We start from the raw sequence: 16,289 nt of genomic DNA on the forward strand, positions 1-16,289 counted from the left end.
CGGGCCCTCCCCTACGATGGCCGCGTGTACCTGCTTGAGCTTGCCTTCGACGGGAGTCCCGACCGGCTGGCGGTGCGGCCCGCGCACCGGGAGCGGCTGCGGGTGTTGCACGAGGCCGGGCGGGTGGTGATGGCCGGGCCGTACTCGGACGAGACCGGCGCGCTGCTGCTCTTCGACGTGACCGCCGAGGAGTTCGAGGCGATCATCGACGACGATCCGTACTACCGCGCGCCGGGCGTGACGATCGTGCGCCGCCAGGAGTGGGTCCCACTGTTCCGCTGACCGTCAGCACGAGCGGTCGATGGGCAGGCCGAAGGCGGGGAACAGGTCGGCGCGGTGGAAGTCCAGGACCGCGGACACGCCCGCCTTGGTCACGGTCAGCACCTGGATCGAGTGCGCGTGGAACACGCCGTCGCGGCCTCGCACGTACCATGCGAAACCCGGCTGACCGTTCGCCGCGACCGGCTCGATGATCCGGTTGCCGTCGCCCCGGGCCATCTTCGCGGTGAGCAGGCGCAGGACGTCGCCGCGGCCGGCGAACCAGGTCGGGATCGGCGGCATCTCCCAGCGGACGTCCTGGGTCAGCAGCCCTTCGAGGGCCTCGAGGTCCGCCGTCTCGAAGGCGCGGGCGTACGCGTCGAGCAGGGCGCGGCGCACGGGCTCGTCCGGCTCGCTGAGCTCGTCCTCGGCGGGCGCGAGCCGGGTCAGCTCGGCGCGGGCCCGCTGCAGCGAGCTGTTGACCGCGGCCGTGGTCGTGTCGAGCAGGCCCGCGACGTCGGCCGCCGGCCAGGTGAGCACGTCGCGCAAGATCAGCACGGCCCGCTGCCGGGGCGGCAGGTGCTGCAGGGCCGCGACCAGTGCCAGCCGCAGGCTCTGCCGGGTGCCGACGACGGCCGCCGGGTCCGCCGCCGCCGGGTCGAGGCCGAGCAGCTGGTCGGGGAACGGCTCCAGCCACGCGGTCTCCAGCGCCCGCGGCAGCAGGTCGCCGGGGTCGGTCCCGGGCGCGCCGAGCGCCGACGGGACCAGGCGGCGGCTGCTGTGCTGCAGCGCGTTGAGGCAGACGCGGGTCGCGATCCGGAAGAGCCAGGTCCGCACCGACGAGCGCCGCTCGAACTCGGCGAAGCCGCGCCACGCCCGCAGGTACGTCTCCTGCACGGCGTCCTCGGCGTCGTGCGGCGAGCCGAGCATCCGGTAGCAGTGCGCGACCAGCTCGCCGCGGTGCACCGCGAACTCGTCCTCGAGGTCCAGACCGACGTTGCTCATACCGCCTCCCGCACACCGGCGTCCGCCCGAGCCGCCACCGCTGAGGCCGCAGCTTCGCGCCGGACGAAGAGCCCGGCGAGCGCCCCCAGCAGCGACAGTACGCCGCACATCGCGAGCGCCCGGCCGAACCCGGCGGAGGCGAACACGGCGGCCACCGCGGCGACGCCGACGACCCCGCCGAGCTGGCGCATCATGCTGTACACGCCGGACGCGACCCCGACCGCCCCGGGTGGCAGCGCGCCGATGGTGGCGCTCTGCGTGGCCGGCATCGCCATCGACACCCCGCACCCGGCGACGACGAGCGGCGCCACGAGGTCGGTGTACTGGACGGTGCCCGCGCCGGCCCGGCTGACCCAGAACAGGCCGGCCGCCTGCAGCGCGAGACCGGTCACGATCAGCGGCCGCTCCCCGACGCGGTCGGCGAGCCGCCCGGCGACCGGCGCCACCAGGAACAGGGTGGCCGTCCACGGCAGCAGCCGCAGCCCGGCGAGCAGCGGGCCGGAGCCGAACGCCGCCTGCATGAACTGCGCGAGGAGGAACACGGCCCCGAACAGCGCCGCGGTGAGCAGGAACCCCGCGGCGTTGCCGGCCGAGAACGCCCGCGACCGGAAGAACGCCGGCGGGAGCATCGGCTCGGCCGCCCGCGCCTGCCAGACCAGGAACGCCACCAGCAGCACGCCCCCGGCGGCGAGCGAGCCGGTGCCCAGCCGCCGTCCGCGCCGCGCACGACACCCCAGACGATGCCCAGGACGGCGAGGGTGCTCAGCACCGCACCGGCCGGGTCGAGCCGCCGCGCCGGTCCGGTGCTCTCCGGGATCCGCCGCAGGACCAGCGGGACCGCCACGGCGCCGACCGGCACGTTGATCCAGAAGATCCACTGCCAGGCGAGCCCTTCGGTCACGGCACCGCCGATCACCGGGCCGCTCAGCACCGCCAGGCCGGTCAGCCCGCTGAACACGCCGATCGCCCACCCGCGCCGGTGCGGCGGGAACGCGGCGCCGAGCAGGCTCATCGCCAGGGGCATCACGACGGCGGCGGCGACGCCCTGCACGGCCCGCGCCGCGATCAGCGCCGCCGTCGACGTCGACAGCGCGCACGCGGCGGAGGCGAGGGTGAAGAGCGCGAGGCCGCCCGCGTACGTGCGCCGCCTGCCCCACCGGTCGCCGAGCGCCGCCGCGGTGAGCATGAGCATCGCGAAGCTGAGGCTGTAGGCGTTCACCGTCCATTCGAGCTGCTCGACCGACGCGCCCAGGTCGCGCCTGATGGTGGTCAGCGCCGCCGCGACGACGAGCACGTCGAGCGCGACCACCACCGACCCGATCGACGTCAGGCCGAGCACCCACCGCTGCGCCGCGGTGGCCCGTGCCGTGCTGACCGAAAGACTGTCCACGAAGGTTCCTCCAGATGCGGTTGCCGTCGCTGGTACTGACAACCGCCGCGCCCGGAACTCATCGCGCCGATGATTTCCGGGTGCCGGCCCGGTCAGTACCAGTGACGCAACCGCACGACGAGGAGGTCGCGATGACCGCAGCAGTGATCCGCTACCGCACGACGCCCGAGGCCGCCGACGAGAACCAGCGCCTGATCGAGGCGGTCTTCGCGGAGCTGGCGACCGTGGCCCCGCCGGGGCTGCGCTACACCGCGCTCCGCTTCGCCGACGGCGTCACGTTCGTCCATGTCGTCGACGGTGAGGGCCTGCCGGAGCTGCCCGCGTTCCAGGAGTTCCAGCGGGGACTGAGCGACCGGCTGGCCGCCGCGCCCGTCCGTGAGGACGCCACCCCGCTCGGTTCGCATCCCTTCGTGCACCTGGTGCACAGCGACCCGTCCGGAGGCACCGTCCGGCGGTAACGTGTGGCGATGGCGGCGCGGGAGTCCGGTCGAGGCGCGACGGTGCTGTCGGCCGTCGCCGCCGTCACGTACTTCCTGCTGGCGAAGTACGGGCCCGGGTGGTGGCGCGGCGCGCGGCTCGACGGCGTGGACGCGCCGCTGGATCTCGGCTGGCTGCACAACGGGTTCGCGTGGCTGGCACAGTACGCCGGAGCGGCGCTGTCCCTGCTGTTCGGCGCGGCGGCCGTGCTGCTCGTGCTGGTGGCGGCGGCCGGGGTCGACTCGCCGCGGCTCGACCGGGTCGTCGCCGCCGCCCGGACGGCGCCGGCGCTCGCGTTGCTGGCGGTGCCCGCCCTCGCCGTCGCCTGGTTCCTCGCCACGCAGGCCGCGCTGCTGGTCGCGCCCTTCCTCGGCATGTATCACGGGGAATACCACCCCGCCGTCCCGTAGCGGCTACCTTGTAGCACAGCGTGTTGGAGCGGATACCTGGAGTGTGCGGCGCGGGTGGCGACGTGGGCTGTGGCGGTGGTGGCGGCGGCCGGTCTGGTCGCGCCCGCCCATGATGTACGGGCTGCGGCGCCGCCGGGTCCGCCGAACGTGTTGCTGCTGCTCATGGACGACGCGCGGACCGGGCAGACGTTCGCGATGCCGAAGGCGCTGGCGTGGCTGCGGGACCACGGGCGGGAGTACCCGAACGCGATGGTCAGCACGCCGAGCTGCTGCCCGAGCCGGGCGACGATCCTGTCCGGCCGCTACGCGCACAACCACGGCGTCACGCAGCAGGGTGAGGTCGGCCGGTTCGACCACGACCGGTCGCTGCAGCACGAGCTGCACGCCGCCGGGTACCGCACGGCCGCGGTCGGCAAGCTCTTCAACGCCTGGGACATCGCGCGACGGCCGCCACACTTCGACGACTGGGCGCTGACCGGCGGCGGGTACACCGGCGCGGACTTCGTCGTCGACGGGCTGAAGACCCGCGCGCCCTACGCCACCACGTTCATCGGCGACCAGGTCGGCCGCTACGTCGACCGGTACGAGCGCGACGACCGGCAACCGTGGTTCATCTACGCCGGCTTCACCGCCCCGCACGCGCCGCAGGTGCCGGAGCCGCGCTATGCCGGCGTGAGCTACCCGTGGACCGGCAACCCCGCGACCCGCGAGACCGACCGCGGCGACAAGCCCGCGTACGTGCGCCGCTTCAACCGCACCCAGGAGGAGGGCGCCCTCGAACGCCAGGCGATGCTGCGGACGCTGCGCTCCGTCGACGACGCGCTCGAGCCGATCCGGCGCCGCCTGAAGGCCGACGGCGAGCTGGACGGCACGCTCGTCATCCTGCTGTCGGACAACGGCAAGCTGTTCGGCGAGCACGGGCTGCCGGAGAAGTTCATGCCGTACCTGCAGGCCGAGCGCGTCCCGCTGCTGATCTCGTGGCCGGGGCACGTCCCCGCCGGCAGCGACCGCCGGCTGGCCGCGAACCTCGACATCACCCCGACGGCGCTCGCCGCCGCCGGTCTCACCCCGTCGCTCCAGGTGGACGGGCGCGACCTGCTGGCACCCGGCGACCGGCGGGCGCTGCTCACGGAGTACTGGCGGGACCCGGCCAACGGTGCGGGCATCCCGTCGTGGGCGTCGACGGTGGTGCCGGGGCGCTACCGGTACACGGAGATCTACGACGACGCGTTCACCGTCACCGACCGCGAGTACTACGACCTGGCCCGCGACCCATGGCAGCTGACCAACCTGCTCCACGACGGCTCGACCCGCCCCGCGCTCGCCGCCACCCTCGCGCAACAGCGGACCTGCGCGGGCCGCGACTGCCCCTGAGGCCGAACGTTCGTTCAATACGTCGAAACTGGACATAGGCGATGATCGGTTTGCTGGGTCGCGAAGATCAGTACAAACCAGGCCTGAACTCATCCCGAAAATATCCGGCCGCGCCGATGGGTGAAATGGCCGTGACTGGGCGTCAGTAATGGCAGGATCGTGTTAGCGCGCTCGACCCGGGCCGATCAGCCCGCGCCGGGCGCGCACTGCCGCCCGAGTTCAACCGTGCCCGCACCTGCCTCATCAGGGACGCGTCGGCACCCAATCGTTGTGAGGCCGCCCGTGCTCGCTCCAACGCGTTCTGCCGGCATTCCCGTCCAGACGACGGCAGGAGCACGGGCGGCGTCGTCAGGCATGGTGAGCAGACGGCAAGGACAGGCTCCCGGCGGTGATCGGCGGGCACGCTGATGCCCAACAAGCACGAGAAGGAAATTCCGCAGGACGCAGCCGGGAAGCTCATCGCCGAGTACCTGCGCCTGCTGCGCCGCGCCGTGGGCAGCCCGTCCTACCGGAAGCTCGAACAGATCGCCGGAGTCAAGCAGAACGCGCTGTCGCAGCACGCCTCGGGGGTCCGGGTCATCCTGCCCGAGTCGGTCAAGCTCTATGTCGCCACGGTGCTCCGGTACGCATCCCAGCACGGGATCGACCTGGCGGCCGAAATGCGGCCGCACGCCGCAGCATTCGAGGTCGACCCAGACGACGACATCCTGACGCAGGCATTGGCCATCAGGGAACGCAACTACGAGCTGACCCGCAAGCGCACTGCACCCAGGTCCGACAGTGCCGGCGACACAGCGGACGACCCGGCAACCCCTGACAGGTCCCGCGCCGCCGCGCCAGATGCGTCGATTCCGGGCCCCGCCGTGCCCGAGGCGGTGGCGAACGCGAAGTCGCTGCCGGAGGTCGTCAGCGCCCTCAACGACCTGATCATGACCCTTGGGTGGAACCTGTCCGCGCGCACGTGGGACGTACACCGGGTAGGGGTGCCTACCTATCTCATGGAACGCGAAGCGCTGGACTCCCTGACCGGCCGACTGCCGCTCACCGATCGGGTGTATGCCCAGATCCTGCACGCGTGCGGCGCCGGCGTCTTCGAGGACCAGACGTTTCATCCCCATCACAAAGCGTGGACGCTTGCCTGGCAGCGGGCCACAGCCGTCCAGGAACAGGCCGAGGAGCCAGCGGCGGACGCAGAGGCCGGCATTCCGATGACCGAGGAGGTCAAGCCGGAGCGCGGGACGCGATGGCTGGCCCGGCTGCGTGCGCTGGCCAGCTGGCGATGGATGCGACGACGATGGGAGCGCCCTGACGGCGTCGACTCGATGACCAGGCCACCAGCTCCCGCACAGCGCGCCGACACCCATGACCGCGCCGCCGTCGATGCACAGAGGGAACACGACGACGGCTGAGTGGCGGTGGCCGCCGCGATCCCTGACCGTTCGTCGAGCGATGGCCACCACTCCGTCAACCGCAGCGAACGGTTCGTCGTCAATTGCGGTCGCACGTCGAGACAATACGGCCATCGATCGTCGCTACGTAGCTCCGGTGCGACTACCGTGAGCCTATGGCGGCCACGACTCTATCGATGCTGCTACATACACTCTTCGCCATCGGCCTTGCCCTCTGGCTTGTCAGCCTGCCCGGCCTCATCCTTGCGATCACGCGGAAGAGCATCCAACGCGGCTGGATCGGGCGTTTCGTCACCCTCGCCGTGTTCGGTGCCGGCCTAATGCTGATCGGCGCCATCGGGCTGCAGTCGATGCCGGCCGTGCTGGTCGGGCTTCTGGTCTGCTGCGCGGCGTGGATCTGCATCGAGGCCCGCGTCATCACACGCGCGTCCCTGCGCCCGGTCACCACGGTGTTGACCGAGATGCGGCTGCGCCTGGTGTCGCTCTTCCCGGATGACCACGAGCGCCTTGTGTTGTCGATGACCCGTGACGCCCTCGAGCGATCAGAGTCGACGGCGGGCTACCCGATTGTCGGGTTGCCGACTGTCCGTGACAGGTGGGCGGCATCGGTCCTGACTGCCGCCGTACGGGACGCCACCCTGAATGAACTCGTTGAGCAGCGCGAACTGGTCATTGCCTGGACATTGACCGGACCCCCACCGGTCTCCTGGCTACCGTCGCGGGCAGCCATCGGGCGGACGATGGCCGAGGTCAAGCTCACGAAATACGCGAACTCCATCATCCATTTGAACGCGTGCGGCGCCGTCGCCGAGAGCCGGGCCTACCGTGAGCACACGTCGGTGGCGCTGGAACTAGCCGCCGTCTGCCGCCTCGCCGCCGATCCGCACGCCCTCTACACGTCCACCGCGCACCGCCGGCGCGTCCCAGGTTCTCGCGCGCGTCGCCCAACAAGACCGGACACCAGGTAATCTGTCGGCGACGGGGGTATGAACAGACCGAATCACCCACTTTGGGTGATCCGGCAGATGAAGCTATACCGCTGACGCCGCTCAGTTGCCACGAGCTCCGCTGAGCACAGCAGCGGTGGGCCAATTCGCCACGGAGCGTAGTCGCGCTCGCCAGGATTTGATCGTTGCATCAGAGTTCGACGCCGCTGCGCCGCTCGCCGGCTCCAGGTCGCTCTGTGGTGGAGGGTTTGCAGGATGGCCGCCGTCAACGAACCGACGTATGCGCCTGAGCCGGACTCGAGCCCGTCCAGCCCTCGGGGCAAGCATGGCGAGCTCAAGTCCGATGGGTTCATCCGCGAGTTGTACGCCGACCGGCCCGCCGTGGCCGAGCTCATCATCGCCGTGCGCGAACCAATCATCGCCGCACACGGCTGGAATGGCACCTTCCAGCGCCACGCCAAACTGCTCAAGCAGCAGCTACCGGATCGATATGGTGCATGGAAATCCCGCGAACTCGCCAAGAAGTGCAGGGCGGCCTTCACAGGCCGACTCGGACCGCAGCCATGGATGATCGCCGACGTGCTGCGGATCTACATCAAGGACGACAAGGAGCGTGCGACGCTCCGGCAGCACTTCACGCGCCTGGCCGACGAGGCGGCCCGGCAGGGACGCAGGCTGGCCAGCACCACGGACCGCGCCGACACCACACCCGCCGGACGGACCGGCTCCCCCAGCAAAGCGGCAGTGCCGAACAAGGTCGCCGGCGTGGGCAAACCTGCCGCCGCCATGCGTGCGCCTATTGTTACGAAGGCATTGCTCTCCGAACAGCTCACGGAGGCCACCCGTAGGATCACCGACCTGCTCGAGCAGCAGACCGCCGATCGGGCCACGATCGTGCTGCTGCGCTCCAAGATGGCGGCCTTGCACCATCGCCGTCAACGGCAAGGTCCGGCAGCAACCCGACGGCGCACCTCGCGACGGACGCCGGAGTTCGCACTGATCTCGACCTCCGCCAATGTGCCGCGCCAGTTGGCCCGTCATCAGGAGACACCGCGAACGTCGGTCACGGTCCCGGGCGGATCGGGCACCACTTCACTGGGTCCCGCAGCTTCGAGCCTGCTACCGATGGGCCTGAAGCCCAACGAGTTGCTGCGCTTGTCGCCGGAGCCGGCCGAGGACCCGTTGCCGTTCTCAAGGTCGTCGGGGCTGAACCGGGCGATGCTCGTGCTCGGCGTCCTGATCGTCACCGTGATGATACTTTGGGTCACTGTAGAACAGGTGTTCTGACCAAAGCGTTGACTGGGCGGCGGCGCTCGTGACCGACGAGTGCCGGGTCTGACCATTCGCGACCCGACACCTTGACTTGACGCACACGGAATGCAAAAACATCACGGCTACGGAAGGTAACCAGAGCGGCGCTATCCGACAAAGCGCTCGAAAGAACGAGGGCTTCGCGACGACAACCAGCCCTGCGGCAGACCTGAAGCAGCCCTAAGTTCAGAAGTAATTGAAAACAATCACTGCGACCGTGTGTCGCCAGTCGGGCTGATCTGGGAAATTGCGGGGGCCGCTACGCGCCATACGTGCGGCCCCCGTCACCCTGGCGACCACCACGTGTCATAGAGAGACACCAAGGTAAGCGGCAGCGAGTCGGGTCAGCCCATACATCGCAGGGTGCCGCCTCCACCATCAAACTTGTTTAGCGACTGTCCGGCAACGCTTTCCGGCCTCGATGTGAACAATCCCTGTCCGGGAATGTAAACAACCGCCGCTGAACGGTCAGACCCCGGTCAGATAAACAAGTCAGCACGCCCTCTTGCAGGCTCTTCACAGGTCAACGTCAGCTGCCATCACCCTTCCAGGTGGGGCAGAATACGAGTCGGCTGATCTCTCTTGCGGAACGATCCCCCCGTGAATCACCTTCGGGTGATCCGCGCGACCGAATCGCTGATCGGCCACCCCGTACGCCTGAGCTTCGCGGGTGGGCGCCAACCCACCGGCACCACAGCGCAGGCGACGGCTCGCCAAATCCACGTGTCGGTCAGGCCTTACCTGATCTCCAACTGAGAGGCACCAATGCCCACGCGTCAGCGTCGTGGCGCCGGCGGCCGGCCCTTCAAGGGCCGGCCGTCGAGCGGCACCGTCCTCGTCTTTGTCGTCTTCGTCATGGTCTTGCTGTTCGTCTTCGCCATCGTGGCGGGACGGACGGGCCTGACCACACTGTCCATTGCTGCCGGCACCGCAGCCATCACCCTGGCGGGCGACGTCGTCCGCCGCCTACTCACCTTCGTCCGGGATGACGACGACGAATCGGACAGCCCGTCCGTCGCCGCCCCGCCTGCATCCACCGTGGCCGTGCAGAGCCCGGAGACGAAGGGAGGCACCGATGCCCGGACGGCCTGAAACACCGATCGACCCGACTGCGGGACCCATCGAGAAGTTTGCATTCGACCTGCGTGAGCGGCGGGAATCGGCAGGCAGGCCGACCTACCGGACGATGGCCGCGGTCGCCCGCTACTCGCCCGCCGCCCTGTCCCAGGCGGCGGCCGGTCGCCGCCTCCCGACGTGGGACCTTACGAGGGCGTTCCTGACCGCCTGCAATGTCTCGGACCAGGAGATGCGGCGCTGGAAGCAGAACTGGGAGGCGATCAACCGACAGATTCGGCCGACCGGCGACGCACCCTGGTCAGGAATCACGGTCATCAACCCGCATCCGTCGGCCGAGCGTCTCCTGACCTACGTGACAGACCTCGAGGGTTACCGCGAGGCGCTGTCGGCCCTTCGGCGTGAGCAGCGGTTGACGTTGCGCCAACTGGAGGAGCGGTCACTGGGCCGGCTCAGCAAGAGCACCGCGTCCGACATGGTGACGGGCAAGCTGATGCTTCGTCCGGAGTTTGTCGAGCTGTACCTGACGGTGTGCGGTCTCCAGCCGACCGAGGTGGAGAACTGGATCCATGTGCTCCGCCGCCTGACGAACCAGTACAAACGGGCACAAGCAGCGTTGCGGATGCTGACGATCGACGAGCCTGCCACGAACAGCAATGCGGTCCAGCGGCTGGAACCAACGATGTCTGCCTCCCGCAGCACGCAGCGGGGTGGCTCCCACCGCCGCGCGAGCTTCATCAACGTGCTGTTTCCATGGAGGAATCAACGGAAGTCCGAGGAAGGCCCGCCCGTGGCCTGAGTCGCCGCCGCGAACCAGGTGCCCACCCTCTGCTGGAAGGTGGGCACCTGACTCATTGAGGCACACGGGACGCCACCACCCACTGCTCCCAGGAAGATTGCGCCAACCGCGTAGCATACATTTGCATGAGTCGATTCTTAGCGAGGGCGGCCGTCGTGGCCGGCATTCTCGCGATCACGCTCAACCCGGTGGCCGCCGGTGCCGCCACCGTCCCGACGGCCGCGTTCTCCCAGGACAGCACGTGGCCCGCGGGCTACGTGGGCCGCATGACCGTCACCAACGGCGGCACGACCGCCCTGACCTGGCGGGTCGAGTTCGACCTGCCCGCCGGCACGAGCATCGGCAGCTCGTGGGACGCCACGGTGACCCACTCCGGCAGCCACTACGTCGCCGTCGGCGCGTCGTGGAACGCGAGCCTCGCCCCGGGCGCGTCGACCAACTTCGGCTGGGTCGCCGCCGGTCAGGGCACGCCGCAGGGCTGCCTGCTCAACGCCGCCCCGTGCGACGGCCGCCCACCGTCGCGCGACGTCCGCCCGCCCTCGACCCCGACCAACCTGCGCGGCACCGCGCAGGCCAGCACGTACGTGCTCACCTGGTCCCGCCTCGACCGACAACCAGTTCGTCGCCGGCTATGAGGTCGCCCTCAACGGCACGGTCATCAGCCTCGTCGGCAACACCACCGCCTACGTCCCCTACACCGGCTACGGCACCTACTTCGTCGCCGTCCGCGCCTTCGACGGTGCCGGCAACTTCTCCACCCGCGCCCAGGTCGGCATCGCCGTCGACCCGCCGCCCCCGCCGCCGCCCGGCTCCTGACCGTCGCTCCCGGGGCGCGCGCCACCGCCGCCGCGCGCCCTCGGCCCTCCGTTCAGTGGCACTGCACGATGCCCCTGACCCGCCCGAACTCCCCGGCGACCAGGTCCTGCCGGCGGATCCAGTAGTACAGCCGGCCGACGTCACCCCACATCCACCCCGTGACGTTGTCGGAGTCCACCTGCAGCAGCAGCAACCAGTCACCGTCCCCCGGCCGTGCCGGGTCCTGGATGAACTCCGGCCAGCCGAAGACACGGTGCATCGGCGCCTCCACCTTCCCGCACAGCGCATCCATCCCGGCGGGCTGCCGCTCCCACAACGGCTGGACGACCGCCTCCGACTCGTCCGGGATCGTGAGCACCCGCCGGCCCGTGCAGGCCACCGCCGGAAAGGTCGCGGCTCCCTCCGGCGCCGCCACCGGCACCGCGCTCCCCGCGTCGACCGCGACGACCCGCCACCACTGCGGGTCGCTCGGGTCGTTCTCCCACCCGCCCATCTCCACGGCGTCGTAGAAGAACGCCAGCAGCATCCCCACCGGCAACGTTTCCAGCCCGAGGGCCTCGTTGACCCGGTCGCAGTCCAGCTGCACGACGAGCGACAGCGCCCGCCCGCCATCCGTCCGCGGCCAGACGAACCGCTCGTCCCCGAGCGCGACCCCACCGAGCCGCGTGCCCCGGAACCCCTCCCCGCGCGCCGAGCCGCCCGCCGAGCCGCGCGCCGAGCCGCGCGCCGAACCGCCCGCCGAACCGCCCGCCGAACCGCCCGCCGAACCGTGCACTGAACCGCACGCCGCGCTGTGCACCGAACCGTGCGCGGATCCGTGCACCAGGCCGTGTGCCCGGCTGTGTGTCAGGCGGACCGACGGCAGCGCATGCGCCATCACCGCCGCCCACAACGCCTCGTCGCCGCCGCCATCGACACCGTCACGGACCTCGGTCATGCCCGCCCCGGTCGCCGGCCGCGGCCGGGCCGCCGGCTGGATCGGGCGCACGAGGGGCGGCTCAGCAGCACTGGCCGATCCCCCAGATGCGGGTGAAGTCGCCGGCGGCAAGGTCCTGGGAGCGAATCCAGTAATACAACGTGCCGACGTCGCCCCACATCCAGCCGGCGGCGTCGTCGGAGTCGATCTGCAGGAGCAGCACCCAGTCGGCGGCGCCCTCGCGGAGCCCCTCCACGCGCGGGTCGTCGTAGCCCTCGGGCCCTCCGACGGAGATGCCGTCGGCGGCGAGCTGGCACTCCAGCTGCATCGGGCCCTGCACCAGCTCGGGCCAGCCGAACACCCGATGCCTGGGCGCCTCGTCCTTCACCCCGACGCGGTCGTACAACCGGCTCACCGCGCCGCGACCGTGCTCGCGCAGCCGCTCCACGGCCGGCTCCCACCGGTCGGGGATCGTCAGCACCCGCCGGGGCACGCACGCCACCGCACCGAACGCTTCCGTCCCCTCCGGCGCCACCACCGGCCGCGCCGTCGCGGCGTCGGACACGACCACCCGCCAGTGCTGCCGGTGGCCGGGGTCGTAGCCCCAGCCCTCCATCTCGACCGCGTCGTAGAAGAACGTCAGCAGCGCCCCGGCCGGCAACACGCCCGGACCGCCACCGCCGCCGAGCGTCGCGTTGATCTCGTCGCAGTCCAGCTGGGCGATCACCGTCAGCGCTCTGCCGCCGTCGGTCCGCGGCCAGACGAACCCGTCACCGGCGAGCGCCTCCCCGCCGAGCCGCGTGCCCCGCGAATCCGGCGCACACGCCCCGCCGCCGGTCAGCCGGACCGACGGCAGCACGTGCGGCGCGAGAACACCCCAGAGCGCCTCGTCCCCGCCGACCTCTCCCCGAAGCTCGCTCACGTGTCCTCTTCCTCGTCGTACAGCGCCATGAGCCGCGGCAGGCGGCGCCGCATCTCGGCCTCGTCGTCGAAGTCGAACTCCCAGTCCGGGTCGAGGTCGGGGTGGCGGATGGTGAAGTCGCGGGCTGGGAGCTCGTCGCCGCCGGTCCGGTCCCGGTACGCCTGCCAGACGACAGCCAGCACGTCCTCGCACTCGAGCTCGTCGCACTCGGCGGCCGCCGCGACGACCGCGGGGTGCGCCGCGAGGCTGTCGGGGTCGGCGACCGCCCGCTCGAACGTCTCCCTGCCCTGCGTGATCAGCCATCCCCGGAAGTACTCGAACCCGTCGTCGGACGCGCCACCGTTGATGACGTAGGCGGCGGCCCACAGCCCGGCCCGGTAGGACTCCGCCACCAGCTCGTCGAACGGCCGGTCGAACGCCGCGATCACGGCCGGCGGCCGCGCGCCGAGCAGCCGCACCATCGCCGCCGCGACGTCGTCGGCGGACGGCGACCCACCCAGGCCCGCCCGCGCCTCGTCGACCAGCCGCCACACGTCCTCCGCGCCCGGTGGTGGCGCCTCGGTCCGGCTCACCGCTCCTCCTCGCCGTCGTAGAGCGCCATGAGCCGCGGCAGGCGGCGACGCATCTCGGCCTCGTCGTCGAAGTCGAACTCCCAGTCCGGGTCGAGGTCGGGGTAGCGGATGGCGCAGGAGCCGGCGGGCAGATCGACGCCGCCCGTCGCGGCGCGGTGCGCGTCCCAGACGACGCCGAGCATGTCCTCGCCCTCGAGGTCCTCCCCCTCGGCCGCCGCGGCGACGACCGCCGGGTGCGTGGCGAGGCTGTCGGGGTCGGCCAGCGCCCGCTCGAACGTCTCCCGCCCCTGCCCGATGAGCCAGCCGCGGAAGTAGTCGAACCCGTCGTCGGACGCGCCGCCGTTGATGAGGTACGCGGCGGCCCACAGATCTGCCCGGTACGACACCGCGAGGAGATCCCACAGCGGCTGCTCGAACGCGGCGATGTCGGCGGCCGGTCGGCTGCGCAGCAATCGCACCACCGCCGCCGCAACGTCGTCCGACGACGGCGACCCGCCAAGGTCCGCCCGCGCCGTGGAGATCAGGCGCCACACGTCATCCACGCCCGGCGACAAGGGCGACACCTCAGCGGTGCTCACTGCTCCACCTCACCGTCGAGGAGCGCCATCAGCGCCGGGAGGCGGCGACGCATCTCGGCCTCGTCGTTGTAGTCGAAATTCCAGTCAGGGTCGAGGTCGGGGACCCACGCCGTGACGGAATGGCGGGGCATGTCCTCCCCTGTCACGGCGCGATAGGCGTCCATCACGACACACAGGACGTCATCGCCGAACAGGTCACCGACCCCGGCCCTCACCGCGATCACCTCGGGATGGGTGGCCAGGCTGTCGGGGTCGGCGAGGGCACGCTCGAACCAGTCCCTGCCCTGCGCCACGAGCCAGCCGCGGAAGTAGTCGAAGACGTCATCGGACGCGCCGTCGTTGATGATGCACGCGGCGGCCCACAGATCCGCCCGGTAGGACAGCGCCACCAGCTCCTCGAAGGGCCAGTCGAACGCGGCGATGTCGGCGGGCGACCGGCCGCGCAGCAGTCGCACCACCGCCGCCGCCACGTCGACGGCGGACGGCGACCCGCCCAGGTCCGCCCGCGCCTCGGAGATCAGGCGCCACACGTCATCCACGCCCGGCGACAAGGGCGACACCTCAGCGGTGCTCACCGCTCCACCTCACCGTCGAAGAGCGCCACGAGCGCCGGGAGGCGGCGACGCATCTCGGCCTCGTCGTCGTAGTCAAAATTCCAGTCCGGGTCGAGGTCGGGGATCCAGACCGTGTCGGGATAGGGCGGCACGTCCTCCTCGCCGGTGGCGTCGCGATAGGCGTCCATCACGACATACAGGACCGGCTCGCCGTCGAGGTCTCCGCCCCCGTCCGCGGCCGCGGCCACCGCGGGATGGGCGGCCAGGCTGTCGGGGTGGGCGAGGGCGCACTCGAACCATTCCCTGCCCTGCGCCACGAGCCAGCCGCGGAAATAGTCGAACCCGTCACCGGACGCGCCGCCGTTGATGATGTACGCGGCGGCCCACAGGTCCGCCCGGTAGGACACCGCCATCAGCTCGTCGAAGGGCCGGTCGAACGCGGCGATGCCGGCCGCCGGACGGGAACTGAGCAACCGCACCATCGCCGCCGCGACGTCGTCGGCGGACGGCGAACCGCCCAGGTCCGCCCGTGCCTCGTCGACAAGCTCCCACACGTCCCGAATCCCCACCCCACCGCTCATGCGCACATCATGCCCGCGGGGTACGACAGTTTTCACAGCCTCCTTTCACGGCGCCGCCGTTGACGAGGACCGGGCGAAGTGAGCGCTCACATCGACGTTGACAAGTACGAACGACGCCGATACGGTCCGCCACCGAGGAAAGCGCTTTCCTCGCGACCCGAACCAAGGCACCGATCGGAGGTTCCCCAACGTGGCAAGGCAGAGACACAGACGCTGGCTGCTCAGTGCGGTCGTGCTGACCGTGGTGGCGGCGGTGACGACCGTCGCCGTGCGGTCCGCGGACGCGGCGACGATCGTGCAAGGCACCTGGTACAACCTGGTGAACGTCAACAGTGGCAAGGTCATGGAGGTCACGGGCGCGTCGACCGCGGACGGCGCCACGGTCACCCAGTACAGCAGCAACGGCTGCCAGTGCCAGCAGTTCCGGTTCGAGTCGGCCGGCACCGGCTGGTGGCGGATCGTCGCCCGGCACAGCGGCAAGGCCGTCGACCTGTGGGAGTGGAACACCGCCGACGGCGCGGAGTACCGCCAGTGGCCGATCAGCAGCGGCAACAACCAGCAGTTCTCCGTGCAGAACATCGGCGACAACATCCAGCTCATCAACCGGCACAGCGGCAAGGCCCTCGAGGTCTGGGAGTGGTCGACCGCCAACGGCGCGCGGATCTCCCAGTTCACCGACCTCAACGGCGCCAACCAGCAGTGGCGCCTGGTGGTGGCGGGCACGACCACGCCCACAAATACCAACCCCAGCACCAGTTGGCCGACGAAGTCGGGCGACGCGAGCGTCAACAGCACCATCAAGGTGTCGGGCACGCTCGACGGCGGGATGAAGCGGTACTGCTGCATCGGCGACGGTGGGCAGAGCGAGAGCCAGGACCCGATGTTCGAGCTGGCCA

The 16,289-nt window shown here is 70.7% G+C and carries 19 protein-coding genes and 1 pseudogene; 11 read left to right on the top strand and 9 right to left on the bottom strand.

The window, feature by feature from the left end; translation table 11 throughout:
• Positions 1–24: 24 nt before the first annotated feature.
• Entirely contained in the window at positions 25–282 is a 258-nt protein-coding gene (locus tag AB0J72_RS46785; RefSeq protein ID WP_344512740.1) for a YciI family protein, read from the top strand.
• A 3-nt stretch (positions 283–285) separates the two neighbouring features.
• Here AB0J72_RS46785 and AB0J72_RS46790 read toward each other — a convergent pair whose 3' ends face one another.
• From AB0J72_RS46790 to AB0J72_RS46800, 3 genes and pseudogenes are all read right to left on the bottom strand, one after another.
• The gene (locus AB0J72_RS46790) at positions 286–1,263 is read right to left on the bottom strand and encodes a sigma-70 family RNA polymerase sigma factor (protein WP_363412142.1); all 978 of its coding nucleotides are present in this window, start codon (positions 1,261–1,263) and stop codon (positions 286–288) included.
• A complete protein-coding gene (locus AB0J72_RS46795) occupies positions 1,260–1,931 on the bottom strand; it encodes an MFS transporter (RefSeq protein WP_363412144.1) in 672 nt (223 codons plus the stop codon). Before AB0J72_RS46795 ends, AB0J72_RS46790 begins: the two co-directional genes overlap by 4 nt.
• Before the next feature lie 125 nt (positions 1,932–2,056).
• Positions 2,057–2,653: pseudogene (locus AB0J72_RS46800) on the bottom strand (MFS transporter); the annotation flags it as partial.
• A gap of 131 nt (positions 2,654–2,784) precedes the next feature.
• Between AB0J72_RS46800 and AB0J72_RS46805 the strand changes: the two are divergent.
• The 9 genes from AB0J72_RS46805 (at position 2,785) to AB0J72_RS46845 (ending at position 11,089) form a co-directional block, all read left to right on the top strand.
• Positions 2,785–3,111, top strand: a complete 327-nt coding sequence (locus AB0J72_RS46805) for a hypothetical protein (RefSeq protein WP_363412146.1) — start codon at positions 2,785–2,787, stop codon at positions 3,109–3,111.
• A 9-nt stretch (positions 3,112–3,120) separates the two neighbouring features.
• On the top strand, positions 3,121–3,540 hold the full coding sequence (locus AB0J72_RS46810; protein WP_363412148.1) for a hypothetical protein: 420 nt from the start codon (positions 3,121–3,123) through the stop codon (positions 3,538–3,540).
• A 54-nt stretch (positions 3,541–3,594) separates the two neighbouring features.
• Positions 3,595–4,914: a sulfatase-like hydrolase/transferase gene (locus tag AB0J72_RS46815; protein ID WP_363412150.1), complete on the top strand. Its 1,320-nt coding sequence runs from the start codon at positions 3,595–3,597 to the stop codon at positions 4,912–4,914.
• 407 nt (positions 4,915–5,321) lie between these two features.
• Positions 5,322–6,323, top strand: coding sequence for a hypothetical protein (locus tag AB0J72_RS46820; RefSeq protein WP_363412152.1), 1,002 nt, complete (start codon positions 5,322–5,324; stop codon positions 6,321–6,323).
• A 155-nt stretch (positions 6,324–6,478) separates the two neighbouring features.
• The gene (locus AB0J72_RS46825) at positions 6,479–7,291 is read left to right on the top strand and encodes a hypothetical protein (protein WP_363412154.1); all 813 of its coding nucleotides are present in this window, start codon (positions 6,479–6,481) and stop codon (positions 7,289–7,291) included.
• A 234-nt stretch (positions 7,292–7,525) separates the two neighbouring features.
• Complete coding sequence (locus tag AB0J72_RS46830; RefSeq protein ID WP_363412156.1) at positions 7,526–8,557, top strand: hypothetical protein; 1,032 nt, start codon at positions 7,526–7,528, stop codon at positions 8,555–8,557.
• Positions 8,558–9,346: 789 nt separating this feature from the next.
• Positions 9,347–9,673 (top strand): hypothetical protein, encoded by a 327-nt coding sequence (locus AB0J72_RS46835; protein ID WP_363412158.1) that lies wholly within the window; start codon positions 9,347–9,349, stop codon positions 9,671–9,673.
• Positions 9,657–10,454, top strand: coding sequence for a helix-turn-helix transcriptional regulator (locus AB0J72_RS46840; RefSeq protein ID WP_363412160.1), 798 nt, complete (start codon positions 9,657–9,659; stop codon positions 10,452–10,454). The genes AB0J72_RS46835 and AB0J72_RS46840 overlap by 17 nt, the downstream gene beginning before the upstream one ends.
• Before the next feature lie 125 nt (positions 10,455–10,579).
• Complete coding sequence (locus AB0J72_RS46845) at positions 10,580–11,089, top strand: cellulose binding domain-containing protein (RefSeq protein ID WP_363412162.1); 510 nt, start codon at positions 10,580–10,582, stop codon at positions 11,087–11,089.
• A 233-nt stretch (positions 11,090–11,322) separates the two neighbouring features.
• On the opposite strand, the gene AB0J72_RS46850 is transcribed toward AB0J72_RS46845, so the two are convergent.
• The 6 genes from AB0J72_RS46850 to AB0J72_RS46875 form a co-directional block, all read right to left on the bottom strand.
• Positions 11,323–12,207: a YwqG family protein gene (locus tag AB0J72_RS46850; protein ID WP_363412164.1), complete on the bottom strand. Its 885-nt coding sequence runs from the start codon at positions 12,205–12,207 to the stop codon at positions 11,323–11,325.
• Positions 12,208–12,268: 61 nt separating this feature from the next.
• Positions 12,269–13,108, bottom strand: a complete 840-nt coding sequence (locus AB0J72_RS46855) for a YwqG family protein (protein ID WP_363412166.1) — start codon at positions 13,106–13,108, stop codon at positions 12,269–12,271.
• Entirely contained in the window at positions 13,105–13,680 is a 576-nt protein-coding gene (locus AB0J72_RS46860) for a DUF4240 domain-containing protein (protein ID WP_363412168.1), read from the bottom strand. Before AB0J72_RS46860 ends, AB0J72_RS46855 begins: the two co-directional genes overlap by 4 nt.
• Positions 13,677–14,258 (bottom strand): DUF4240 domain-containing protein, encoded by a 582-nt coding sequence (locus tag AB0J72_RS46865; RefSeq protein WP_363412170.1) that lies wholly within the window; start codon positions 14,256–14,258, stop codon positions 13,677–13,679. Before AB0J72_RS46865 ends, AB0J72_RS46860 begins: the two co-directional genes overlap by 4 nt.
• Entirely contained in the window at positions 14,255–14,833 is a 579-nt protein-coding gene (locus AB0J72_RS46870) for a DUF4240 domain-containing protein (protein WP_363412172.1), read from the bottom strand. Before AB0J72_RS46870 ends, AB0J72_RS46865 begins: the two co-directional genes overlap by 4 nt.
• On the bottom strand, positions 14,830–15,381 hold the full coding sequence (locus tag AB0J72_RS46875; RefSeq protein WP_363412178.1) for a DUF4240 domain-containing protein: 552 nt from the start codon (positions 15,379–15,381) through the stop codon (positions 14,830–14,832). Before AB0J72_RS46875 ends, AB0J72_RS46870 begins: the two co-directional genes overlap by 4 nt.
• Before the next feature lie 202 nt (positions 15,382–15,583).
• On the opposite strand from AB0J72_RS46875, the gene AB0J72_RS46880 reads away from it, so the two are divergent.
• On the top strand, positions 15,584–16,289 hold a 706-nt coding region (locus AB0J72_RS46880; protein ID WP_363412174.1), incomplete at its 3' end, for an RICIN domain-containing protein.

The organism is Dactylosporangium sp. NPDC049742 (assembly GCF_040674675.1).
Lineage (GTDB): Bacteria > Actinomycetota > Actinomycetes > Mycobacteriales > Micromonosporaceae > Dactylosporangium > Dactylosporangium maewongense.

Excerpts from the sequence above, each read along its gene's own strand:
- AB0J72_RS46830 (WP_363412156.1), top strand. The coding sequence starts at position 7,526 with ATGGCCGCCGTCAACGAACCGACGTATGCGCCTGAGCCGGACTCGAGC.
- AB0J72_RS46850 (WP_363412164.1), bottom strand. The coding sequence starts at position 12,207 with ATGACCGAGGTCCGTGACGGTGTCGATGGCGGCGGCGACGAGGCGTTG.
- AB0J72_RS46840 (WP_363412160.1), top strand. The coding sequence starts at position 9,657 with ATGCCCGGACGGCCTGAAACACCGATCGACCCGACTGCGGGACCCATC.
- AB0J72_RS46825 (WP_363412154.1), top strand. The coding sequence starts at position 6,479 with ATGGCGGCCACGACTCTATCGATGCTGCTACATACACTCTTCGCCATC.
- AB0J72_RS46835 (WP_363412158.1), top strand. The coding sequence starts at position 9,347 with ATGCCCACGCGTCAGCGTCGTGGCGCCGGCGGCCGGCCCTTCAAGGGC.
- AB0J72_RS46845 (WP_363412162.1), top strand. The coding sequence starts at position 10,580 with ATGAGTCGATTCTTAGCGAGGGCGGCCGTCGTGGCCGGCATTCTCGCG.
- AB0J72_RS46820 (WP_363412152.1), top strand. The coding sequence starts at position 5,322 with ATGCCCAACAAGCACGAGAAGGAAATTCCGCAGGACGCAGCCGGGAAG.
- AB0J72_RS46805 (WP_363412146.1), top strand. The coding sequence starts at position 2,785 with ATGACCGCAGCAGTGATCCGCTACCGCACGACGCCCGAGGCCGCCGAC.
- AB0J72_RS46790 (WP_363412142.1), bottom strand. The coding sequence starts at position 1,263 with ATGAGCAACGTCGGTCTGGACCTCGAGGACGAGTTCGCGGTGCACCGC.
- AB0J72_RS46810 (WP_363412148.1), top strand. The coding sequence starts at position 3,121 with ATGGCGGCGCGGGAGTCCGGTCGAGGCGCGACGGTGCTGTCGGCCGTC.